This is a genomic window from Lapillicoccus jejuensis (assembly GCF_006715055.1).
GTDB lineage: Bacteria > Actinomycetota > Actinomycetes > Actinomycetales > Dermatophilaceae > Lapillicoccus > Lapillicoccus jejuensis.
Window position 1 is genome coordinate 1,349,865 of sequence record NZ_VFMN01000001.1, and the last position, 18,601, is coordinate 1,368,465.

At 74.9% G+C, this 18,601-nt stretch carries 20 protein-coding genes; 7 read left to right on the top strand and 13 right to left on the bottom strand.

Annotated features, from left to right (window positions below):
• Positions 1-4 precede the first annotated feature (4 nt).
• From FB458_RS06420 to FB458_RS06445, 6 genes are all read right to left on the bottom strand, one after another.
• Complete coding sequence (locus FB458_RS06420; protein ID WP_141847751.1) at positions 5-688, bottom strand: glycosyltransferase; 684 nt, start codon at positions 686-688, stop codon at positions 5-7.
• Positions 689-701: 13 nt separating this feature from the next.
• A complete protein-coding gene (locus FB458_RS06425) occupies positions 702-1,589 on the bottom strand; it encodes a DUF5926 family protein (protein WP_141847752.1) in 888 nt (295 codons plus the stop codon).
• Positions 1,590-1,600: 11 nt separating this feature from the next.
• Entirely contained in the window at positions 1,601-2,323 is a 723-nt protein-coding gene (locus tag FB458_RS06430; protein WP_141847753.1) for a VOC family protein, read from the bottom strand.
• Positions 2,324-2,344: 21 nt separating this feature from the next.
• Complete coding sequence (locus FB458_RS06435) at positions 2,345-2,791, bottom strand: ATP-binding protein (RefSeq protein WP_246061093.1); 447 nt, start codon at positions 2,789-2,791, stop codon at positions 2,345-2,347.
• Positions 2,792-2,927: 136 nt separating this feature from the next.
• Positions 2,928-3,788, bottom strand: coding sequence for a glycerophosphodiester phosphodiesterase (locus tag FB458_RS06440; RefSeq protein WP_211355949.1), 861 nt, complete (start codon positions 3,786-3,788; stop codon positions 2,928-2,930).
• A 114-nt stretch (positions 3,789-3,902) separates the two neighbouring features.
• On the bottom strand, positions 3,903-4,304 hold the full coding sequence (locus FB458_RS06445; RefSeq protein WP_141847755.1) for a winged helix-turn-helix transcriptional regulator: 402 nt from the start codon (positions 4,302-4,304) through the stop codon (positions 3,903-3,905).
• Positions 4,305-4,456: 152 nt separating this feature from the next.
• Between FB458_RS06445 and FB458_RS06450 the strand changes: the two genes are divergently transcribed.
• Entirely contained in the window at positions 4,457-5,362 is a 906-nt protein-coding gene (locus FB458_RS06450; protein ID WP_141847756.1) for an alcohol dehydrogenase catalytic domain-containing protein, read from the top strand.
• Here FB458_RS06450 and FB458_RS06455 read toward each other — a convergent pair.
• From FB458_RS06455 to FB458_RS06465, 3 genes are read right to left on the bottom strand one after another with little or no spacing between them, the layout of a single operon-like run.
• On the bottom strand, positions 5,352-7,112 hold the full coding sequence (locus tag FB458_RS06455; protein WP_141847757.1) for a class I adenylate-forming enzyme family protein: 1,761 nt from the start codon (positions 7,110-7,112) through the stop codon (positions 5,352-5,354). The two genes, FB458_RS06450 and FB458_RS06455, sit on opposite strands and share 11 nt — an antisense overlap.
• A gap of 2 nt (positions 7,113-7,114) precedes the next feature.
• Positions 7,115-8,629 carry a carotenoid oxygenase family protein gene (locus FB458_RS06460; protein WP_141847758.1) on the bottom strand — a complete coding sequence of 505 codons (1,515 nt, stop codon included), beginning with the start codon at positions 8,627-8,629 and terminating at the stop codon, positions 7,115-7,117.
• 53 nt (positions 8,630-8,682) lie between these two features.
• Positions 8,683-9,915 carry an acetyl-CoA acetyltransferase gene (locus FB458_RS06465; protein ID WP_141847759.1) on the bottom strand — a complete coding sequence of 411 codons (1,233 nt, stop codon included), beginning with the start codon at positions 9,913-9,915 and terminating at the stop codon, positions 8,683-8,685.
• Positions 9,916-10,194: 279 nt separating this feature from the next.
• Here FB458_RS06465 and FB458_RS06470 point away from each other — a divergent pair, with 279 nt between their 5' ends.
• Both FB458_RS06470 and FB458_RS06475 read left to right on the top strand, forming a co-directional pair.
• Entirely contained in the window at positions 10,195-10,689 is a 495-nt protein-coding gene (locus tag FB458_RS06470) for a hypothetical protein (protein ID WP_141847760.1), read from the top strand.
• 95 nt (positions 10,690-10,784) lie between these two features.
• On the top strand, positions 10,785-11,036 hold the full coding sequence (locus FB458_RS06475; protein WP_141847761.1) for a hypothetical protein: 252 nt from the start codon (positions 10,785-10,787) through the stop codon (positions 11,034-11,036).
• A gap of 60 nt (positions 11,037-11,096) precedes the next feature.
• Here the strand turns inward: FB458_RS06475 and FB458_RS06480 are convergent, their stop codons facing one another.
• The 4 genes from FB458_RS06480 to FB458_RS06495 form a co-directional block, all read right to left on the bottom strand.
• Positions 11,097-11,693 carry a histidine phosphatase family protein gene (locus FB458_RS06480; protein ID WP_141847762.1) on the bottom strand — a complete coding sequence of 199 codons (597 nt, stop codon included), beginning with the start codon at positions 11,691-11,693 and terminating at the stop codon, positions 11,097-11,099.
• 38 nt (positions 11,694-11,731) lie between these two features.
• A complete protein-coding gene (locus FB458_RS06485; protein ID WP_141847763.1) occupies positions 11,732-13,120 on the bottom strand; it encodes an MFS transporter in 1,389 nt (462 codons plus the stop codon).
• A 164-nt stretch (positions 13,121-13,284) separates the two neighbouring features.
• A complete protein-coding gene (locus tag FB458_RS06490; protein ID WP_141847764.1) occupies positions 13,285-14,508 on the bottom strand; it encodes an SGNH/GDSL hydrolase family protein in 1,224 nt (407 codons plus the stop codon).
• Positions 14,509-14,612: 104 nt separating this feature from the next.
• The gene (locus tag FB458_RS06495; protein WP_141847765.1) at positions 14,613-15,170 is read right to left on the bottom strand and encodes a dihydrofolate reductase family protein; all 558 of its coding nucleotides are present in this window, start codon (positions 15,168-15,170) and stop codon (positions 14,613-14,615) included.
• Positions 15,171-15,240: 70 nt separating this feature from the next.
• Here FB458_RS06495 and FB458_RS06500 point away from each other — a divergent pair, with 70 nt between their 5' ends.
• From FB458_RS06500 to FB458_RS06515, 4 genes are all read left to right on the top strand, one after another.
• A complete protein-coding gene (locus FB458_RS06500; protein WP_141847766.1) occupies positions 15,241-16,071 on the top strand; it encodes a hypothetical protein in 831 nt (276 codons plus the stop codon).
• Between the two features lie 9 nt (positions 16,072-16,080).
• Complete coding sequence (locus FB458_RS06505; protein ID WP_141847767.1) at positions 16,081-16,941, top strand: DUF3626 domain-containing protein; 861 nt, start codon at positions 16,081-16,083, stop codon at positions 16,939-16,941.
• Between the two features lie 73 nt (positions 16,942-17,014).
• Positions 17,015-17,824, top strand: a complete 810-nt coding sequence (locus FB458_RS06510; protein WP_141847768.1) for an alpha/beta fold hydrolase — start codon at positions 17,015-17,017, stop codon at positions 17,822-17,824.
• A gap of 39 nt (positions 17,825-17,863) precedes the next feature.
• Positions 17,864-18,478: a helix-turn-helix domain-containing protein gene (locus FB458_RS06515; RefSeq protein ID WP_141847769.1), complete on the top strand. Its 615-nt coding sequence runs from the start codon at positions 17,864-17,866 to the stop codon at positions 18,476-18,478.
• Positions 18,479-18,601: the final 123 nt, after the last annotated feature.

Here is an 18,601-nt window from a genome sequence, read left to right on the forward strand (position 1 = left end):
TCCGTCAGCGGCGGCGGTGCAGCGCGAGCCACACGTCGCGGTACTGCGCCGCGCGGTGCAGCTGGCTGCGCAGGTCGCGGCCGGTGACCCGGTGGTGCAGGTCGCACGGGACCTCGACGACGGTCAGCCCGGCAGCGAGCACGTCGAGGGTGAGCCCGACCTCGACGCCCCACCCGCGGGCGAGCGGCTGCGCGACGTCGTACGCCGCCCGGCTCAGGCACCGCATCCCCGACAGGGGCTGGGCGGGCGCCCACCCGGCGCGCTCCGTGATCCCGTCGCGGGCGAGCCGGACGACGAACCCGTGCCCGCCGCCGGACTCCCGCTGCGGCGGCAGCGTCGCGATGCTCATGTCCGCCTCGCCCGACGCGACCGGCCCGACGAGCACCCCGAGCGCGGCGGCCGACGCCTCGAGGTCGGCGTCGACGAAGAGCAGCAGGTGGTCGGGCCCGACGAGCTCGGCGGCGGCGTCGGCGCCGGTCGTCATCGCGGCCGCCTTGCCGCGGTTGCGGGCATGACGCCGTACGGCGACCCCCCGGTACCGGGCCACGGTGGAGGTCCCGTCGGACGAGCCGTCGTCGACGACGACGACCCGGTTGACGACGTCGAGCCCGGCGAGGGCGTCGAGCGTCGAGCCGAGGCGGGCCTGCTCGTCCTTGGCCGGGACGACGGCGACGACGGGCGCGCTCACGGGTGGTTCGGGCTCAGCGCAGGGTGACCTGGCGGCTGCGCAGGCCGGCGCGGGCGCGGCGGGCGGCCTCGTCGAGCGACCCGGTGTCGGCCAGCGCCTCGTCGAGCCGCTTCTCCAGCGCGACGATCGGGTCGGAGAAGCTCGCCGGGTCGGCGTCGACGTCGACCTCCCACACCGGCACGAGCAGGCCGCAGGCACGGAACGCGCCGAGCAGCCGCGAGTCCGGCACGAGGCGCTGGGTGTCGGCGGCGATGAGCCGCGCGAGCGCGTCGGTCGCGGTGTCCTCGTCGTGCGGCAGGACCCAGCGGAGGTAGTGCCGGCCGGTGATCTCGCACCAGTAGGCGGAGGTCACGCCCTCGACGCGGACGGTCGGGATCGAGGACTCGTTGGCGCGCTCGAGCGAGGCGCGGCCCTCGTCGTCGAGCTCGGCGTCGCCGACCCAGAAGTCGAAGCCGTCCTCGACGGTGACCCGGAAGTCGCGGCCGGCGTCGACGACGTCCTGCAGGCGCGGGCTGTCGGCGGTCGGGGTCGGCACGCTCGTCACCGGCGTCCCCTCCTCCGCCTCGAGCGCGAGGAGCAGCGCGGCGGCGAGGTCGCGGCTCGCGTCACCGCTGGACGCGCCGGACTGGGTGGCGACGAGGACGTCGCCACCGGTGCGGTGCAGCGCCGGCCACGCGAGCGGCAGGACGGTGCAGACCGTCGCCTCGCCGGCGGCGCCCTCGGGCAGCGCGTCGCCGACGAGCCCGACCGTCGCGGTCGCGGCGGGGACGATCTCGCGGATCGCCACCCACTCGGTCTCGCTGGGGAGCCCCTCGAAGGGACGGGCGACGTACGGCGCCGCCGCCGGCCCGCTCGTGGCGCGCTCGCGCCGACCACCGTGTCGCTTGCTCGCCTTGCCCATGGCGGGCAACCCTAGCCGGGGAAGGCGCAGAGCTCGTTGCCGGCGGGGTCGGCGAGGACGGTCCAGGACGGTGCGCCCGGCGCGCCGCCGGGAGCGAGCACGCGGGCGCCGTACGCGACGAGGTCGTCGACGGAGCGGCAGGTGACGTCGAGGTGCACCCGGTTCTTCACCGTCTTGGGCTCGTCGGTCCAGGTGATGACGAGGTTCTCGAACGGGGCCCCGGGGATGCCCTCGACCCACGAGTAGCCCTCGTCCGGGTCCTGCTCGACCCGGCCGCCGACCAGCCCGGCCCACCCGTGCGCGATCCCCGCCGCGGCGGCGGCCCCGTCGTCACCCGCGCCGACCTGCAGGACGAGCTCGTACAGCGGTCGCCCGCGCCCACCGCCGGCCGCGAGCACCTCGGGCGCGCGGACGAAGGCGCACAGCTCGCCGCCCTCGGGGTCGCGCAGTACCGTCCACGGCTGGGTGTCGTCGACGACGCTCGCGCCGAGCGCGAGCAGGTCGTCGACGGCGGCGACGTTGACGTCGAGGTGCAGGCGGTGCCACACCGTCTTCGGCTCCGGGACGCGGTTGACCCAGACCGTGTGCTCCGGGGTGTCGCCGCGCAGGACGACGTCGCCGTCGTCGAGCCGCTCGAGCCGCAGCCCGAGCGCAGCGGCGTAGAAGGTGCCGAGCCGCACCGGGTCGGCGGCGTCGAGGCAGAGGTCCTTGTACGACGCGAGCGGCTCGGCCACGGCTGTCTGCTCAGCGACGCGTCAGCGCGAGCGCCGGCGGGACGGTCCGCCGAGCGAGGCCCACACGGTGCGGCCGCTGCGCTCCTCGGCGACGCCCCACTCGTGGGCGAGGCTGCGCACGATCCGCAGGCCGCGGCCGGAGGACGACCACACCGACTTGGGCGCGGGCCGAGGGGTCGACGGGCCGCCGCCGTCGGAGACCTCGACCTCGACGACGTCGGCCTTGACCTTCCAGTGCACCCGGATCGTGCCGTCGGGCAGCGGGCGGGCGTGCCGGATGGCGTTGCCGACCAGCTCGGAGACGACCATCTCGGTCTCGCCGATGAGCTCGTCGGACAGGCCGCGCTGCTCGAGGTCCTGCACGACGACGCGGCGGATCTTCGGCACGGCGGGCGCGGTCCACGGGACGCGGATGGTCCGCGGTCGGTCGAGCCGGTCGGCGTCGACGACGGGCGCGGGACGGGGCACCGCGGGAGGCGCGGGGGGCGGGCTCGGGAGCATGCTCCCCGCTGGTTCAGCCACCCCTGCCACCGCCTGTCCACCCGATGAACGCGCCCCGCAGGACGCCGCGGTCCCTGCCCCGACGCGGTACCGCTCGGACAGGCTAGCCGCAGACGGGGGCCACGTCGAGACGCGCGGAGAGACACCGGGCGGGGTTGTTGCTGATGATCGCGTCGACCCCGAGGTTGAGGCAGCGGGCGATGTCGGCGTCGTCGTCGACGGTCCACACCCAGACCTCGTGCCCCGCCTCGTGCTGCGCGGCGACGGTGTCGGGGTGCGCCCGCAGCGCGGCGACGTCGAGCCCGAGGGTGCTCGCCCCGCCGAGCAGGGCCCCCGTGCGGAACGGGCCCGACTGCCCGAGCCCGACGAGGAGCACCGTCGGCAGGTCGGGCAGCAGGGTGCGCAGGCGCAGCAACGCCAGGTGCGAGAACGACATCACGCGCGCCCACGGCGCTCCCGGCCGCGCCGGACCGGTCATCCCGGCGTCCCGCAGCACGTCGGCGACGGCGCGCTCGACGCGCCCGCCGGCGCGGGTCGGGTGCTTGGTCTCGACCGCCAGCCCGACGGGGTACGACGCCCCCCGGGCCAGCTCGACGAGCTCCCGCAGCGTCAGGAGGTCACCGTCGCCGTCGACCCGCGGACCGTCGATGGTCGGGTGGGCGCCGTCGGGCGCCGGGACGGCGTACCGCCAGGCCCCCCAGTCGACGGCGCGCAGCTCGGCCAGGGTCATCGTCGAGACGACCCCGTCGCCGAGCCCGGTGCGCTCCAGGGTGCGGTCGTGGAGCAGGACGAGCTCGCCGTCGGCGGTGAGCCGGACGTCGCACTCGAGCGCCTCGGCCCCCTCGGCGAGGGCGAGCTCGTAGGCCGCCCGGGTGTGCTCGGGCCGGGCGATCGAGCTGCCGCGGTGGGCCACGACGAGGGGGTGGGGTGGCGGGCTCACCTGGTCGTCCGCTGGGTCGCTCACCTCGTCATCGTGGCACGCGAGGCGGTCGGTCGCCGTCCGTCGCCGCTGCTCGATGCCCGCGTCTGCGGCCGTCTTCCCCGCTCGCTAGACAGCCCGAGACGGGACGATCGAGCGTCAGGCCGAGCGGGCGTCGTACGTCGAGCGCGCCGCGTGCACCTCCGGCAGGTGCGTCTCCGCCCAGACCTTGACCGCGCGGACGGTCTGCTCGAGCGAGGCCCCGAGCGGGGTCAGCGCGTAGGAGACGGTGACCGGCACGGTGGGGGTGACCTCCCGGGTGACGAGGCCGTCGCGCTCGAGGTGGCGCAGGGTCTGGGTGAGCATCTTCTGGCTCACGCCGGCGATCCGCCGGGACAGCTCGCTGAACCGCAGCTCGCCCCCACTGAGGGCGGCCAGGCACAGCACCACCCACTTGTCGGAGAGCCGCTCGAGCACCTGGCGGCTGGGGCAGTCGGCGAAGAACGCGTCGAACTCCGCCTTGGCCTGCTCGCGCCGCTGCGCGGCCGTCGTCGTCGCCATCCGGCTGCTCCTCCCGTCACCTGTGCGTGGGCTACGCACTTCGAGGTACCTACTTACCAACGGATACCTCTTCGCGCCACGGTAGGGCCATCGGGAGGGCGCGACAAGCCCCCCACCATCCGCAGCAGCCACCGAAGCAGAAGGAGCACGCCATGCGCGCCGTCGTCACCCGCACCCGGGGCACCCTCGAGGTCGTCGAGACCGCCATCCCCGCCGTCGGCCCGGACGAGGTCCTCGTCCGCGTCACCGCGGCCACCATCAACCCCGTCGACCTCGCCATCGTCGGCCACGGCTTCGGCGAGGGGCTGGCGCACCTCGCCTCCACCGGCCTGGGCTGGGACCTCGCCGGCACGGTCGAGGAGGTGGGCGAGCAGGCCGCCGTACGGCGCCCCGACCTCACCCCGGGCACCCGTGTCGCCGCGGTGCACCACGGCTTCGACAAGCCGCTGGGCGCCCTCGCCGGGTTCGCCGTCGTCCCCGCAGAGGCGGTCGCGCTCGTCCCGGACGGCCTCGACGACGTGCCGGCCGCGTCGCTGCCGCTCAACGTCCTCACCGCCGCTCAGGCCGTCGACCTGCTCGACGGGACGACAGCCGGGACGCTGCTCGTCACCGGCGCGGCCGGCGCCGTCGGCGGGTGGGCGCTGACCTTCGCCCGCGAGCGCGGGTGGGACGTCCTCGGTCTCGCCCGCGAGAACGACCGGGAGTTCGTCGAGGCCCAGGGCGCCCGCCTCGTCACGGGCCTCGACGGTCTCGCCGGCCTGGAGGTGGACGCCGTCCTCGACGCGGCCACGCTGCCGGGTGCCGTCGACGCGCTGCGCGACGGCGGGACCTACGTCGGGGTGCTGCCCGCCTTCCCGCTGGCCACCGACCGGGACGTCATCGTCACCGCGGTCGGCGTGCAGGCCGACGGCGAGCGGCTGACGGGGCTGCTGCGCCGGGCCGCCGGGGGCGAGCTCCCGGTGCGGGTCGCGGCGACGTACGGGCTCGACGACGTGGAGAAGGCGATCGACGTGCTGCGGCGCGGCGGGGTCCGAGGACGCGTCGTCGTCACGATGTGAGCGGCGGAGCGGCTGCGGTGCGACGCAGCTGCCGCTTGAGGACCTTGCCGACGGGGTTGCGCGGTAGGGCGTCGACGACCTCGAGCCGCTCGGGGAGCTTGACGCGGGCCACGTGCTGGGTCTCGAGGTGGGCCCGCACCTCCTCGAGCGTGAGGGTCGCGCCGGGGCGCAGCGCGACGACGGCGGCCAGCCGCTCACCGAGGACCTCGTCGGGGTCGCCGACGACGGCGACCTCGGCGACGGCGGGGTGGGTGGCGACGAGCGCCTCGACCTCGGCGGGCGCGATGTTGTGCCCACCGCGGATGACGACGTCGCGGGCCCGGTCGACGTAGCGCAGGAACTGCCCGTGGTCGCCGGCGATCTCGAACAGGTCCCCGGTCCGCAGCCAGCCGCGCTCGTCGAAGGCGGACCCGGTCTCGTCGCCGAGGTAGCCGGGGAAGACGGTCGGCCCGTCGACCCGCAGCTCGGCCGGGACACCGGGGGTGGTCACGTCCTCGCCGGTCGCAAGGTCGACGAGACGGACCTGCACCCAGTCGCCGATCCGCGAGCTCCACCGGTGGCCGGGCGGGCCGGGGACGGCGAAGTTCGGAAAGAAGCGCGCCCGCTCCTGCGGGTCCGGCAGGTCGGCCGGGCTCGAGAGCAGCCCGACGCCCTCGTTGGAGCCGAAAAAGTTGATGACGCCGACGCCGCGCTCCTGCCAGCCGGCGACCATCGAGGGCGGCAGCGGCGCGCTGCCCGAGCCGACGCGGGTGAGGCTGGACAGGTCGGCCTGGGCGAGCAGCTGTTCGTTGTGCAGGAGGACGGTCAGCAGCGCGGGCGGCATGACGGTGTAGCTGACGCGCTCGGTCGCGACCTGGCCCAGGAAGGTGGGCAGGTCGAACGGGTGGTGCTGCACGAGGACGCACCCGGTCCGCAGCCACGGCAGCAGCAGCCCGACGAACGCGGCCATGTTGACGAGCGGGAACGGGTTGAGGATGACGTCGCCCTGGGTCAGCTGCGGTGCGTCGACACCGGCCCACGACCCGGCGAGCCACTCGAGGTGGGTGCGCGGGACGCCCTTCGGCTCGGCCTCGGTGCCGGAGGTCCAGCAGATCGTCATGGCGTCGTCGGGGTCGTGCCGCCCGGTTTCGGCCCGGTGCGCGGCGACCGCCGCCCGGTCGGCGGGGCTCGCGGGGGCGGTGACGAGGCGCCGTACGGGCTCGGTGGCGTCCGCGGCCGCGGGGGTCCGGTGCCCTGCCGGTGCGGACGCAAGGGTCGCGAGGTGCCGGACGAGCGGCAGCGTCCGTACGGCGTCCTGCGCGTCGGCGAGCAGGTCGCGCTCGCCGCAGCGCGGGGCGACGAGCAGGACGCTCGCCTCGGCGCGGCCGACCATGCTCACGAGCTCGTGCTCGCGGTAGGGGACGGCGAGCGGGGTGACGACGACGCCCAGCAGCCAGGCGGCGAGGTAGGTCTCGACGAGCTCGACGGTGTTGGGCTGCTGGACGGCGAGGACGTCGCCGCGGCGCAGACCGAGCTCGAGCAGGCGGGCGGCGAGGTGGTGGACCTCGTCGTCGAGCTCGCGCCAGGTGAGCCGGCGCGGCGGCGCGCCGTCGAGGTCGACGCGGTTGGCCGGGTCGACGAGGGCGAGCGCGTCGCCGCGCTCGGCGACCCGGGCGAGGTAGACCTCGTCGAGGACCTCGTCGGTCCACCAGCCGCGAGCCTGGTAGTCGGCGACCTTGTCGCGCGGGTGCAGGCCGCGGGTCCGCACCATCGCTAGAGACCCAGCGCGGCGGGGGCGGTGACGCCGTCGGCGTCGTCCCAGCGCCGCAGCTCCTCGCCGGCGACCCAGGTCGCGTGGGTGCCGCTGGAGATCCGCTCGGGCAGCCGCAGCGTGCAGACCGGGCCGGCGGCGAGGTCGTCGGCCGCGTAGACGACGCCGTACGACGCGTCGTCGTCCGTGCTCGTCGTGAGGGTGACGAGGTAGCCGTCGTCCTCGCGAGTCGAGCCGACGCGCGGCGCGAGGTGGGTCTCGCTGCCGAAGACCCCGTCGCCGAAGACGATCCGCTCCTCGGTGCCGGCGACGACGTCGTGCTTGACGAGGCCGTCGAAGAGGAACTTCCCCTCCGGACCGGTCGCGGCGTAGACGTAGCGGTGCGGGACGGCGCCGCCGGACTCGTTGCGGGTGCCGAACTCGGTGAGCGAGTCCGACAGGCGCTCCTCGCGGACGGCGCCGGTGCGCAGGTCGAACCGCCACCGGTGCAGGTGGGTCTGCAGGCGGTCGAGGGCGAGGAAGCGGAAGGCGCGCATCCAGTGGTCGTCGCCCTCGCGGCGGCCGGGCTCGGGGTCGTCCTGGTAGAAGCCGTCGAGCACGATCTCGTCGCCCTCCTCCCACGCGCCGACGAAGTGCAGGACGAAGGTCGGTGACGCCTCGAACCAGCGGACCGGGCCCCCGGCTCGGGGGACGACGGCGAAGCGGCTCGGCAGGTCGCGGTGGAAGCGCGGGACGAACGCGCCCTGCGCGGCGAGCTGCTCGTCCCAGAAGAGCGGGAAGTCGTTGAGCACGACGTAGTTCGTCGTATAGGCCATGTCGTGCGGCATCCGCGGGCCCGGCAGCTCGACGTCGGTGAGGTGGGTGAGGGTGTCGGTCGCGTCGACGGCGCCCCAGCGCAGGTACGGCGCCTCGCGGGCGTAGGAGAAGAAGAGCAGCTCGCCGGTGACCGGGTCGACCTTGGGGTGGGCGCTCACCCCCCACGCCGGGAAGCGGCCGCCCCACGAGGCCCTGCCGAGCGGGTCGCCGGTGCGCGGATCGAGCCGGTAGAGGTCGCCGCACTGGTAGAAGCTCGTGAGGGCCACGCCGCGGTGGACGACGACGTCGGTGCTCGAGGCGTCCTTCATCCCGCCGCGGGCGCCCCACCCGTCGTCTCGCATGGCGATGGCCGGTGGCTCGGAGACGCCGGCCCACAGCGACCGGCCGGCCTCGGCCTCGGCGAGCAGGCCCTCGGTGCGCACGAACCGGTTGCGGTAGAAAGCGGTCCCGTCGCGGAAGCCGAGGACGTGGACCATCCCGTCGCCGTCGAACGGGTGGTAGGCCTTGAGCGCCGGGTGCAGCGGGTTCTCGGTGTTGCGCAGGTAGACGCCGTCGAGGTCGGTCGGGACGCCGCCCTGGACCACCTCGAGGTCGTCCGCGCGCCACTCGGCGGTCTGCGGGCGCCACGGGCCGGTGCGGTAGGGGTGCTCGTCGTCCTCCGGGAGCGTGCTGAGCATCCGGCCGACCAGCTCGACGTCCATTCCTGCGCTCCTGCTTCGTCGGAGGATTCTTCCTGGAGGGTGGATGCTCGGTCCTACGCCGGGGCGGCGCCGACGACGAGGCTGACCGTCGTCGCCGTGCTGCCGCCGATGTTGAGCGTGCCGAAACGCTGCGCGCCCTCGACCTGGTAGTCGTCCGCCGTGCCGCTGACCTGGCGCGTGGCGTCGAGGAGCATCCGCACGCCGGTCGCGCCGACCGGGTGACCACCGCCGATGAGCCCGCCGGACGGGTTGATGGGGAAGGACCCGCCGAGCTCGATGTCGCCGTTCTCGACCGCCTTCCACGACTCACCGGGGCCGGTGAGGCCGAGGTGGTCGATCGCCAGGTACTCGCTCGGCGCGAAGCAGTCGTGCACCTCGTAGCCGGCGAGGCCCTCCAGGTCGGTGCCGGCGCGGCCGAGCGCGTCGGTGACGGCGCGTCGCACGTGCGGCATGACGTACGGCGACCCGCCCTCCCCACCCGCGCGGCTGCGCGCGAGCTTGGGCTCGAGCGGGAGCCCGACGACGCGGTGCCCCCAGCCCTCGATCCGGGCGAGCGGCCGGATCTCCGGGTGGGCGCGCCGCCAGGCGTCGGTGACGAGCACGACGCCGGCGCCGCCGTCGGTGACCTGGCTGCAGTCGAACCGGCGCAGCCGCCCCGACACGACCGGGTTGGTGGCCTCGTCGGCGAGGTCGTCGGGGACGCTCCAGCCGCGGGTCTGGGCCCGCGGGTTGCGCCGGGCGGCCTCGAGGTTGACCTGGGCGATCCGACGCAGGTGGGCGTCGTCGAGGCCGTAGCGGGCGTCGTACTCGTCGGCGACGCGCGAGAACTGCTCGGGCCACGGGAAGGTGACCCCGTCGAGCTCGTCGGGCAGCAGCGCGGCGCCGCCGAGCAGGCGCGCGCCCTCGGCGCTCGGCACCGTCTTCTCCAGCTCGACTCCGAGCACGAGCGCGCAGTCGTAGGCGCCCGAGCGCAGGTCCGCGACGGCCGCGAGGACCGCGAGCGAGCCGGACGCGCACGCGCCCTCGTGACGGGAGGCGGGCTTGCCCCACAGCCCGTCGACGACGGTCGCCGGCATCGCGCCGAGGTGGCCCTGGCCGGTGAAGGCCTCGCCGAACGCGTTGCCGACGTGGACCACCTCGACCGCCTCGGCGGGGACGCCGGCGGCCTCGAGCGTGCCCAGGGCGACCTCGCGGGTCAGGTCGCGGAAGCCGAGCCCCTCCCGGGTCAGGTGCCGCGCGAAGTCGGTCTGGTGACCACCGAGCACCCACACGTCCGTCGCGTCCACCGCACCCTCCCGAGGCTCCCGACCGGACGGCGGCGTCCGGACGCCCCCACCGTACGGCGCCCCGTCGGCCCCCGGAAGGGTCACGATGACGACGGCGCCGGCGACGACGAGGCCTCGCTGTCACCGCGTGCGCTGCATGGCCGGAACCTGGTTGTCAGGCAACGCGCATCAGATGCCCAGGTCCCTATCGGCTATCGCGAGGCCGGCTCACCCCATCCTCTCGTCATGAACTCAGCACTACGCACCCGAGGACTGCGACGGGCTGTAGCGGCCGCCGCCGTGTCCCTGGTCGTCGTCCCCGCCGTCGACCTGACCACCGCACAGGCGTCGGTCCCGTCGAACTACTGCTCGGGCAAGTCGTACACCTACCTGGTGAAGACGTACGCCTACGGTGTGGAGAAGCTGGCCCTGCGGTGTGGAACGGCGTCCTGGGGCTTCGTGCACATCGCCAACTACGGGCGGTGGAACAGCACGTTCGACTCGATGATCGCCCTCACCATCTCTCAGGGCGAGAAGGTCACCGACCTGCAGCAGGATGGCGGCAACCGGATCTTCGCCCTCTTCGACGGCAACTGCCACGAACTGTTCCGGGTCATCTACAACGGGAACGCCTACAACGGGAGCGGCGTGAGCCCCCAGGGCATCATCACCGCGTACTACTCGACGAGCGGGACGGCGAAGACCCCGGGCACGATCGCCACCTACCCCCAGATGAAGGCGGGGGTCACCAACCCGGCCTACCGTACGGACTGCCCCGTCATCCAGAACATCTGAGGAGCGCTGTGCCTGATCCGGACGCGGACACCTCAGGCTGGGCCACCCCGACCCAGGAGCTCGCACGGTTGGTGTCCCACGCACTTCCCGGGCCCGTGCGGGAGTGGGATCTCAGGGTCAGCAGCCTCGAGCGCGCACGGGACAAGTCGTCGGTCACCGTGGTGCTCGACTGCGAGTCCCGGCACGGGGCGAAGCAGCTGTGGGAGCTGACTCTTCCCGGCGACGCCGAGGACGACCACCTGACGCGGTCCGCCCTGGTGACGACCCTGAGGGCCAACATCGAGGAATGGTGGGACACCCGCGACCGCGAGCCGCTGGTGGCAGCTCGCGGTCGCCGACTGGGGTAGTCGTCACGACCTTCGAGCCAACGGTGGGTGCACTCAGCTCGACCTCGTGACACGGCGCCGTCACGACACGTGCTCGAACGGCACCCAGCCACCGGTGGGTACCAGACGGCTGTCCTCGTGCAGGTCGAAGGTCAGGACGTTGCCACCCGACCCGGGCTGGTCGTGCTCGCGCGCGATGGGCAGCCCGGCGACGCGGCAGAACAACAGCGTGCCGACGCCGCCGTGACCGACGACGAGGACGTCACCGTGAGCGGCGCGGGGGTCGGTCAGCACGGCGTGCACGGCTCGGACGGTGCGGGTCTGGGCGTCGACGGCCCGCTCCCAGCCCCGGACGCTGTCCTCAGGAGCCGCGAAGCACTCGTCGGCCACCCGCTCGAACTCCTCGCGCGGCAGGTAACCCGTGGCGGAGCGGTCGAGCTCGCCGAGGTCCCCCCGCACGTAGATCTCCATCGGAGGGTCGGCGACGAGCAGCGCGGCGGTCTCCCGGGCCTTGGTCTCGGCGCTCGACCACACCGACCCGACGTCGTCCAGCAGCGCCGTCGCCGTGGCGAACCGGCGGGCGCGCTCCGCCCCCACCGGCGACAGACCCCACCGGGGGACGGGCACCGCGGGGTCGACGAGGACCTCGGGGTGGGACACGTAGAGCAGCCGACGCACCCACCCACCCTGGCACGGGGCGCGACGCTCGGTTTCGGTCAACCGGCGATGGGAGCGTCGTCGGTGACCTGACGACGCGCCGTACGGCGGGAGCGGGACTCGGCGACCGCCACGACGAGCAGGCAGACGACGGTGAGCGCGACGGCGACGAGGACGGCGCGGTCCCAGTTCGCGATCAGCTGCGCGGGGCGCTCCGTCCCGGTGCGGCTGGTGAGGACCGAGACGAGGGTGACGCCGACGGCGGCGCCGAGGTAGCGGCTGGTGTTGTTGATACCGCTACCGACGCCGGCGAGCGCGGGCGGGACGCTGGCCACCGCCTCGCGCCCGAGGGTGGCGTTGACGACCCCGGTGCCGAGGCCGGCCACCGCGGTGGCGAGCACGAGGTGCGCGCTCGTGGTCGACGGGTCGAGCCCGGTGAGCAGCAGCATCCCGGCCGCGACGACGACGAGCCCGCCGACGAGCCGGACCGCTCCGGACAGCCGCTCCGGCAGGTGCCGGGTCAGGAGCGACGTGACGACCGAGACGACCGGCCACGCGGTGAGGGCGAGCGTCGCCTGCAGCGGGTCGAGGCCGAGGCCGCGCTGCGCGAGCGTCGACAGGTAGGAGATGACGGCGATGATCCCGAGACCGGTACCGAGCGCCCCGACGGTCGCGGCGACGAGGGCGGGCGAGCGGAAGAGGGCCAGTGGCATCATCGGCTCGGCCACCCGGTGCTCGACGGCGGCGAACGCCGCGAGCAGGACGAGACCGATCACGAGCAGCGCGAGCGGGAGCGCGCCGACGCCCGTCCGCAGCTCGGTTAGGCCCGCGCACAGCAGCGCCAGACCACCAGCCAGGGTGACGATGCCGGGGACGTCGGGGCGGCGGGCCACGTCGGCGCGGGACTCGGGCGCGAGCCGCGGGGTGACGAGGGCGACGAACAGCGCGGCGACGCCGACGACGCCGTACGCGAGCCGCCACGGCATGACCGTGCCGAGCAGCGGCCCGACACCGATGCCGCCGGCGAGACCGGCGCCCCACAGCCCGCTCGCGCGGACGCGCTCCGGGCCGGCCGGGACGACGTGGCTGATGAGCGCGAGGCTGCAGGCGATGAGCGCGGCCGAGCCGAGGCCCTGGACGACCCGGCCGGCGACGACGAGGCCGGGTGACGGCGCCACCGCCCCGAGCAGCTGCCCGACGGCGAGGACGAGCGCGCCGGCGACGAAGACCCGCCGGCGACCGTGGTCGTCCCCGAGCGCGCCCGCGGTGAGCAGACCGGTGGTCAGCCCGAGGCTGCTCGCGGAGAGGATCCACGACTGCGCGGACGGGCCGGCGGCGACGTCGCGGGCGATGGTCGGCAGGACCCCGAGCGGCGCCGTGTAGCTGAGCATCGCGACGAGGGTCCCGGCGGTGGCGACGGTGACCGTCGACCTGGGCGTGGCGGGCATGGCCCGACCCTAGGCGGGACGGTCGACGACCGCCTGCGTCCGAGGTGTCGGCGGCGGCAGCCACCCACCTCTCGGACGCTACGAGGCGCCGTACGGGCTGCGTCCGAGAGGTCGGCGGCAGCAGCCACCCACCTGTCGGACGCAAGCGCCCGTACGGCGACGCGTCAGAGCGCCCAGAGCGGGACGACGTCGGCCATCGCGGCGTACCCGACGTCACCGGGGTGCAGGTGGTCACCGCTGTCGTACTGCGGGAGCAGCCGCAGCGGGCTCGCCGGGTCACGGGTGGCGGCGTCGAAGTCGGCGACGCCGTCGAGGGTCGGGTTGGTGCGGATCCACTCGTTGACCGCGGCCCGTGTCCTCTCCAGGGTCGGGGTCCACGCCGACCAGCCCTGGAACGGCGTCAGCGTGCCCATGACGACCTTGAGACCCTTGCCGTGGGCGCGGTCGATCAGCTGCTGCAGGCCGGCCTCGATCTTCGTCGGGTCGGTGACGTGCGGGGTCTGCTGGATGTCGTTGATCCCCTCGAGGATGACGACGGAGCGCACGCCGGCCCGCTGGAGGACGTCGCGCTGGAACCGGGCCGTCGCCTTCGGGCCGAAGTCCGGCACCGGGTCGCCGTCGCGCAGGACCCGGTTGCCGCTGATGCCCTCGTCGACGACGGTGAGGTCACCGGGCTCCGCGTCGAGGCGGGCGTCGAGGAAGTCGGGCCAGCGGTGGTCGAGGTTCGCCTGCGACCCGACGCCGTCGGTGATCGAGTCGCCGAACGCGACGACGGCGCCCTGCGACTGCCGCCGGACGTCGACGCCGGTGAGCAGGTGCCAGCTGCTCGTCGTCTCCGGGAAGGCGCTCGCGCTCGTCGCGTGCGAGACGTCGGCGCCGCGGGCGAAGAACGACTGCTGGCCCGCGAACGGGTGGTACGTCATCGGCGTGCGGTAGCCCGGTGTGAACGTCGTGACGAGCAGGTCGTGCTCGCCCGGCACGGTCATCCGCACCGGGTCGCTCGTCACCTGCCCGCCCACGGGCACGCTCACGTACGACGCCCCGCCGAACCGCAGCGTGTGCAGCGTGTCCGGCGCGACCTGGGCGGTCGTGCTCGTCGCCGCGACGGCGACGGTGGCGCTGCCGATGAGCAGCGGCGCCGTACCGAAGACGTTCGAGAAGGTCGCCCGGACGGTGTCGCCGCCCTCGGCGAGGTGGACGACGTTGCGGATCGTGCAGTCCGAGCAGTGGTTGTCGACGGCGGTCGCGGGGGCGGCGGCCCAGGTGGCGACCCAGCGGGCGCCGGGGTCGGTCGCGGCCGACGCGGAGGGCAGGGCCCCGGCGGCGGTGCCCGCGAGGGCGGTGGCGACCCCGAGGGCGGCCAGCCGTGCGGTGAGGGAGCGGGACACGAGGAGGCCTCGGCTTTCCGTTGGGCTGCCACCAGCGGGATGACAACGCTGACATCCGACCGGGCCATCGTGCGCCCGACGGCGCGGACGCGCATCTCGAGGGCTCAGCGGGCGGCGTACCGCAGCCGGACCGTGCGCTCGTCGAGGCGCTCCTCGTCCAGCAGCCGCAGGTCGAGCCGTCTGCCGCGCGGGAGGACCGGCAGCCCATCGCCGACCGAGACGGGCACGACGAAGAGGGACACCTCGTCGACGATCCCGGCCGTCAGGGCGGCGGCGGCCAGGGTGGGCCCGCCGACGGACACGTCGCCGTCCGAGGCCTCGACGAACTCGCGCACGGCCGCGGGGTCGAAGCGGCGCTCCAGCCGGGTCCGCGGCGTCGAGACCTGCTCCAGCGTGGACGAGTACACGACCTTCTCGCTCGCCCGCCACAGCCGGGCGAAGTCGCGCTCGATCTCGTCGTCGGCCTCGGCGCGGCCCATGTCCTCCCAGGCCGACATGACGTCGTACATCCGCCGGCCGTAGAGGTTGGTCGTCACCGGCCGCAGCAGGTCGTTCACCTCCTGGTGCGCGGCGGGGGTCGGGAAGCACCACGAGAAGTCGCCCTGCTCGTCCGCGACGTAGCCGTCGAGGGAGCAGAGGGTGGCGTAGAGGAGGCGGCCCATCCGGGCATCCTGGACCCCCGGCCCCCGTGCTGGCGAGACCCTCGCAGCCACGCGTGGTTGCATGGGGGGCATGTCGTGGTTCCGTCGCAAGCCGTCCACCGGCCCGGCTGCGGAGTCCTCGCCGCCCGCGGAGCCGGAGCCGGTCGTCGAGGCGGTCGCGGAGACCGTCGCCGAGCCCGCCCCCGTCCCGGAGCCCGCACCGGCCTCCGTACGGGGTCCTGTCCTGCTCGACGCGCCGGCCGACCCCTTCGCCGAGCTGGGGGACGCCGACCTGCTGGCCGGGACGTACTCGCGGCTCGTCCCTGAGGAACGGCTCTCGCGCGGGCACCTGCGCTACGCCCGACCGGTGGCGCCCGGTCTCGTCGAGGTGCTCGGGCTCGACCTCGAGGACGCCATCGCCGAGTACGGCGACGACCAGGTCGCCGAGTACGGGCCGGTCGAGGACCTGTGGCGGGCCGGCCGGTCCAACCTGCGCCGCGTCGAGGCCGACGACCGCCGCACCCTCGAGCGCGACGGGGGCCGGGTCGAGGTGCTGCTGGCCGAGTCGCCGTACCTCGCCTCGACGCTGCTCGTCCTCGACGAGGTCGTCGAGCGGGTCACCGGGCAGGCGCCCGACCCCGACCTCGGCGTCCTCGCCGCCGCACCGAACCACCACCAGCTCGACTTCCACGTCATCGCCGACGACTCGCTGCTGCCCTCGCTCAACCTCATCGCCGCCGTCGGCGCGGTCGGGCACCACGACGACGCCGCCGCGCTGTCGCCGGACGTCTACTGGTGGCACCACGGCCGGCTCGAGCGGCTGACGACGGTGCACGACGGGCGGATCCGCGTCGACGCGACGGGCGAGTTCGGCAAGGTGCTGGAGCAGGTCGGCGGCGAGCCGCCCACCGAGCCCGCCTGAGACCCACCCGTGGACGCCCGGGTGCGCGCGGCCGTCGCGCACGTCGCGGCGCACGGGGCCGACGGGCCGCCCCTGCCGGCGGACGTGCCGGTGACGCTCGCCTTCCACCCCGACCGCGTCGACGCCGGCGGGCGGTCGGTGCTCGCCGCGCTGGCCGCCGACGGGCGGTACCGCTCGCAGTTCGAGACCGGGACGAGCAACGGCGGCCTCACCGCCCACCCCGGCGGCGACCGGTGGCGGTGGGAGCAGCGCCTCTTCGGCGGGGCGTACGACGACGCGCCTCCCGCCGACCGCCCGGTGTACGGCGCCCTCGACCACCGTCGGACCGGGCTCGGCGGAGCCCCGCGGTTCGGGTCGTCCTTCCTGCTGCTGCGATCGGAGGTGCTCGACCGGGTGACGCTGTGCTTCCCGGACAGCGTGTTCGAGCCGACGGATCTCGCTGTGGCGCAGCGGTGCCCACTGCTCGACCTGGCCGATGCGGCGCTGGCCTCGGGTGGGGTCGACGTGCTGGACGCCTACGTCGAGGCGCACGTGCACGGCGGGGTCGAGGTGTCGAGGGACGTCGAGGCGGTGGTCCTCGACCCGTCGTACGCCGGCACGGCCGTGGAGCAGGAGGCGGCCGCTCTGGGGGTGCCGGTGCGGTGGCACCCCGGGTTCGCCCTGGGGGTGGCGCGGCTCGACGACGAGGAGGTCGTGGCCTACCGCGGTCCGGCTTCGGTGGCGCTGGCCCGGGAGGCCGCGGCGGGTGCGTCGGTCCTGACGCCCGCCGCGATCGGGGTCCTGCGCCGGACGGGCTCGCACGACCTCCAGGCGGTCAAGCACGTCTGGCACCTCGTCGCGCGGTTCGGCGCGGATCCCACCGGGCCCTGACGAAACCGGGTTGAGCCCCGACCCCCGTCCGGCCAGGGTGGGGTGGACTCGACGCCCGCTCCGGAAGGACCCCGTGACCGACCCCGCTGTGCCGACCGACCTGCTCGCGCGCGACCGAAGCGGCCCGCGCGGCGGCGTCCCGCTGCTGCTCGTCCACGCCGGGGTCGCCGACCGGCGGATGTGGGACCCGGTCTGGCCGGCGCTCACCGCGGAGCGCGACGTCCTGCGTATCGACCTGCGAGGGTACGGCGCCTCGACGGCCCGCCCCGCGGACGACGTCCTGCGCCCGGTCGACGACCTGCTCGCCGTCCTCGACGCCGAGGACGTGGCGCGGTGCCACGTCGTCGGGGCGTCGTACGGCGCGGGGGTGGCGGTCGAGCTGGCGCTGCGCGAGCCGGACCGGGTGGCGTCGCTCGTCCTGCTCGCTCCCGGCGGGTCGCTGCTCACGGAGGCGACCGACGACTTCCGCGCCTTCGCGGCCGCCGAGCGCGCGGCCCTGGCGGCCGGTGACCTCGACGCGGCCGTCGAGGCGAACCTGCGCGCCTGGGTCGACGGGCCCGGTCAGCCGGCCGACCGGGTCGACGCGGGGGTCCGCGACCTCGTCGCCCGGATGCAGCGGCGCGCGTTCGAGCTCACTGCCGACTGGGACGACGTCGAGGAGGCCGAGGCCGACCCGCCGGTCAGCGAGCGTCTCGCCGAGGTGACCGCGCCGACGACCCTCGTCGCCGGAGGGCTCGACGTCGCGACGGTCGCCGTGGCGGTGCGGTCGCTGCGCGCGGCGCTGCCGTCGGCGACGCTCCACGAGTGGCCGGACGTGGCGCACATGCCGTCGCTGGAGCGTCCGGAGCAGGTCGCGCTGCTGCTGCTGTCGGCGACGGGCTGACCCTGGTATTCGCATAACACGCTAGATACAGTGCACGATATGCAAACAGCGCCTCCGGTCCTGCTGCCGCTCCTGCGGTCGGGCCTCCAGGCCCGGATCCTCGCGCTCGTCCTGCTCTCGCCCGACCGTGAGTGGTCGCTCACCGAGGTCGCCCAGATCATCGGCACGACGGTCTCGACGGTGCAGCGCGAGGCCGACCGTGCCGAGAAGGCGGGGGTGATGACCTCCCGGCGCCTCGGCAACACGCGCCTCGTCCGCGCCGCCCCCTCCCCGGCGACCGGTCCGCTGACCCAGCTGCTGCTCGTCACCTTCGGGCCTCCGCAGGTCGTGGCCGAGGAGCTCGGCGACGTCACCGGACTGGCCGGCCTCTACATCTTCGGCTCATGGGCGGCCCGGTACGACGGCGTCGACGGACCCTCACCGGCGGACGTCGACGTGCTCGCTCTCGGACGTCCCGACCGCGACGAGCTCGACGAGGGCGCCGACCGGGCGCGACGTCGACTCGGACGCGAGGTCAACGTCACGGTGCGCTCCCTCGACTGGTGGCGCGGCGGTGACGACGCACTGCGGACCGAGATCCTGCGTCGGCCCCTGGTGACGATCGTCGCGGCACCAGAGACGACCGGGACCGAGACGACGGGAGCCTCGTCGTGAGCTGGGCGCCGGGGCGGGCGGACGTCGAGCAGCTCCTCACCGGGCACGAGCTCGAGGCCGTCGAGCCCGACGGCCGGGTGGCCGACCGCCTCCTCGCGGACGCCCGGCGGCACGTGGCCTCGG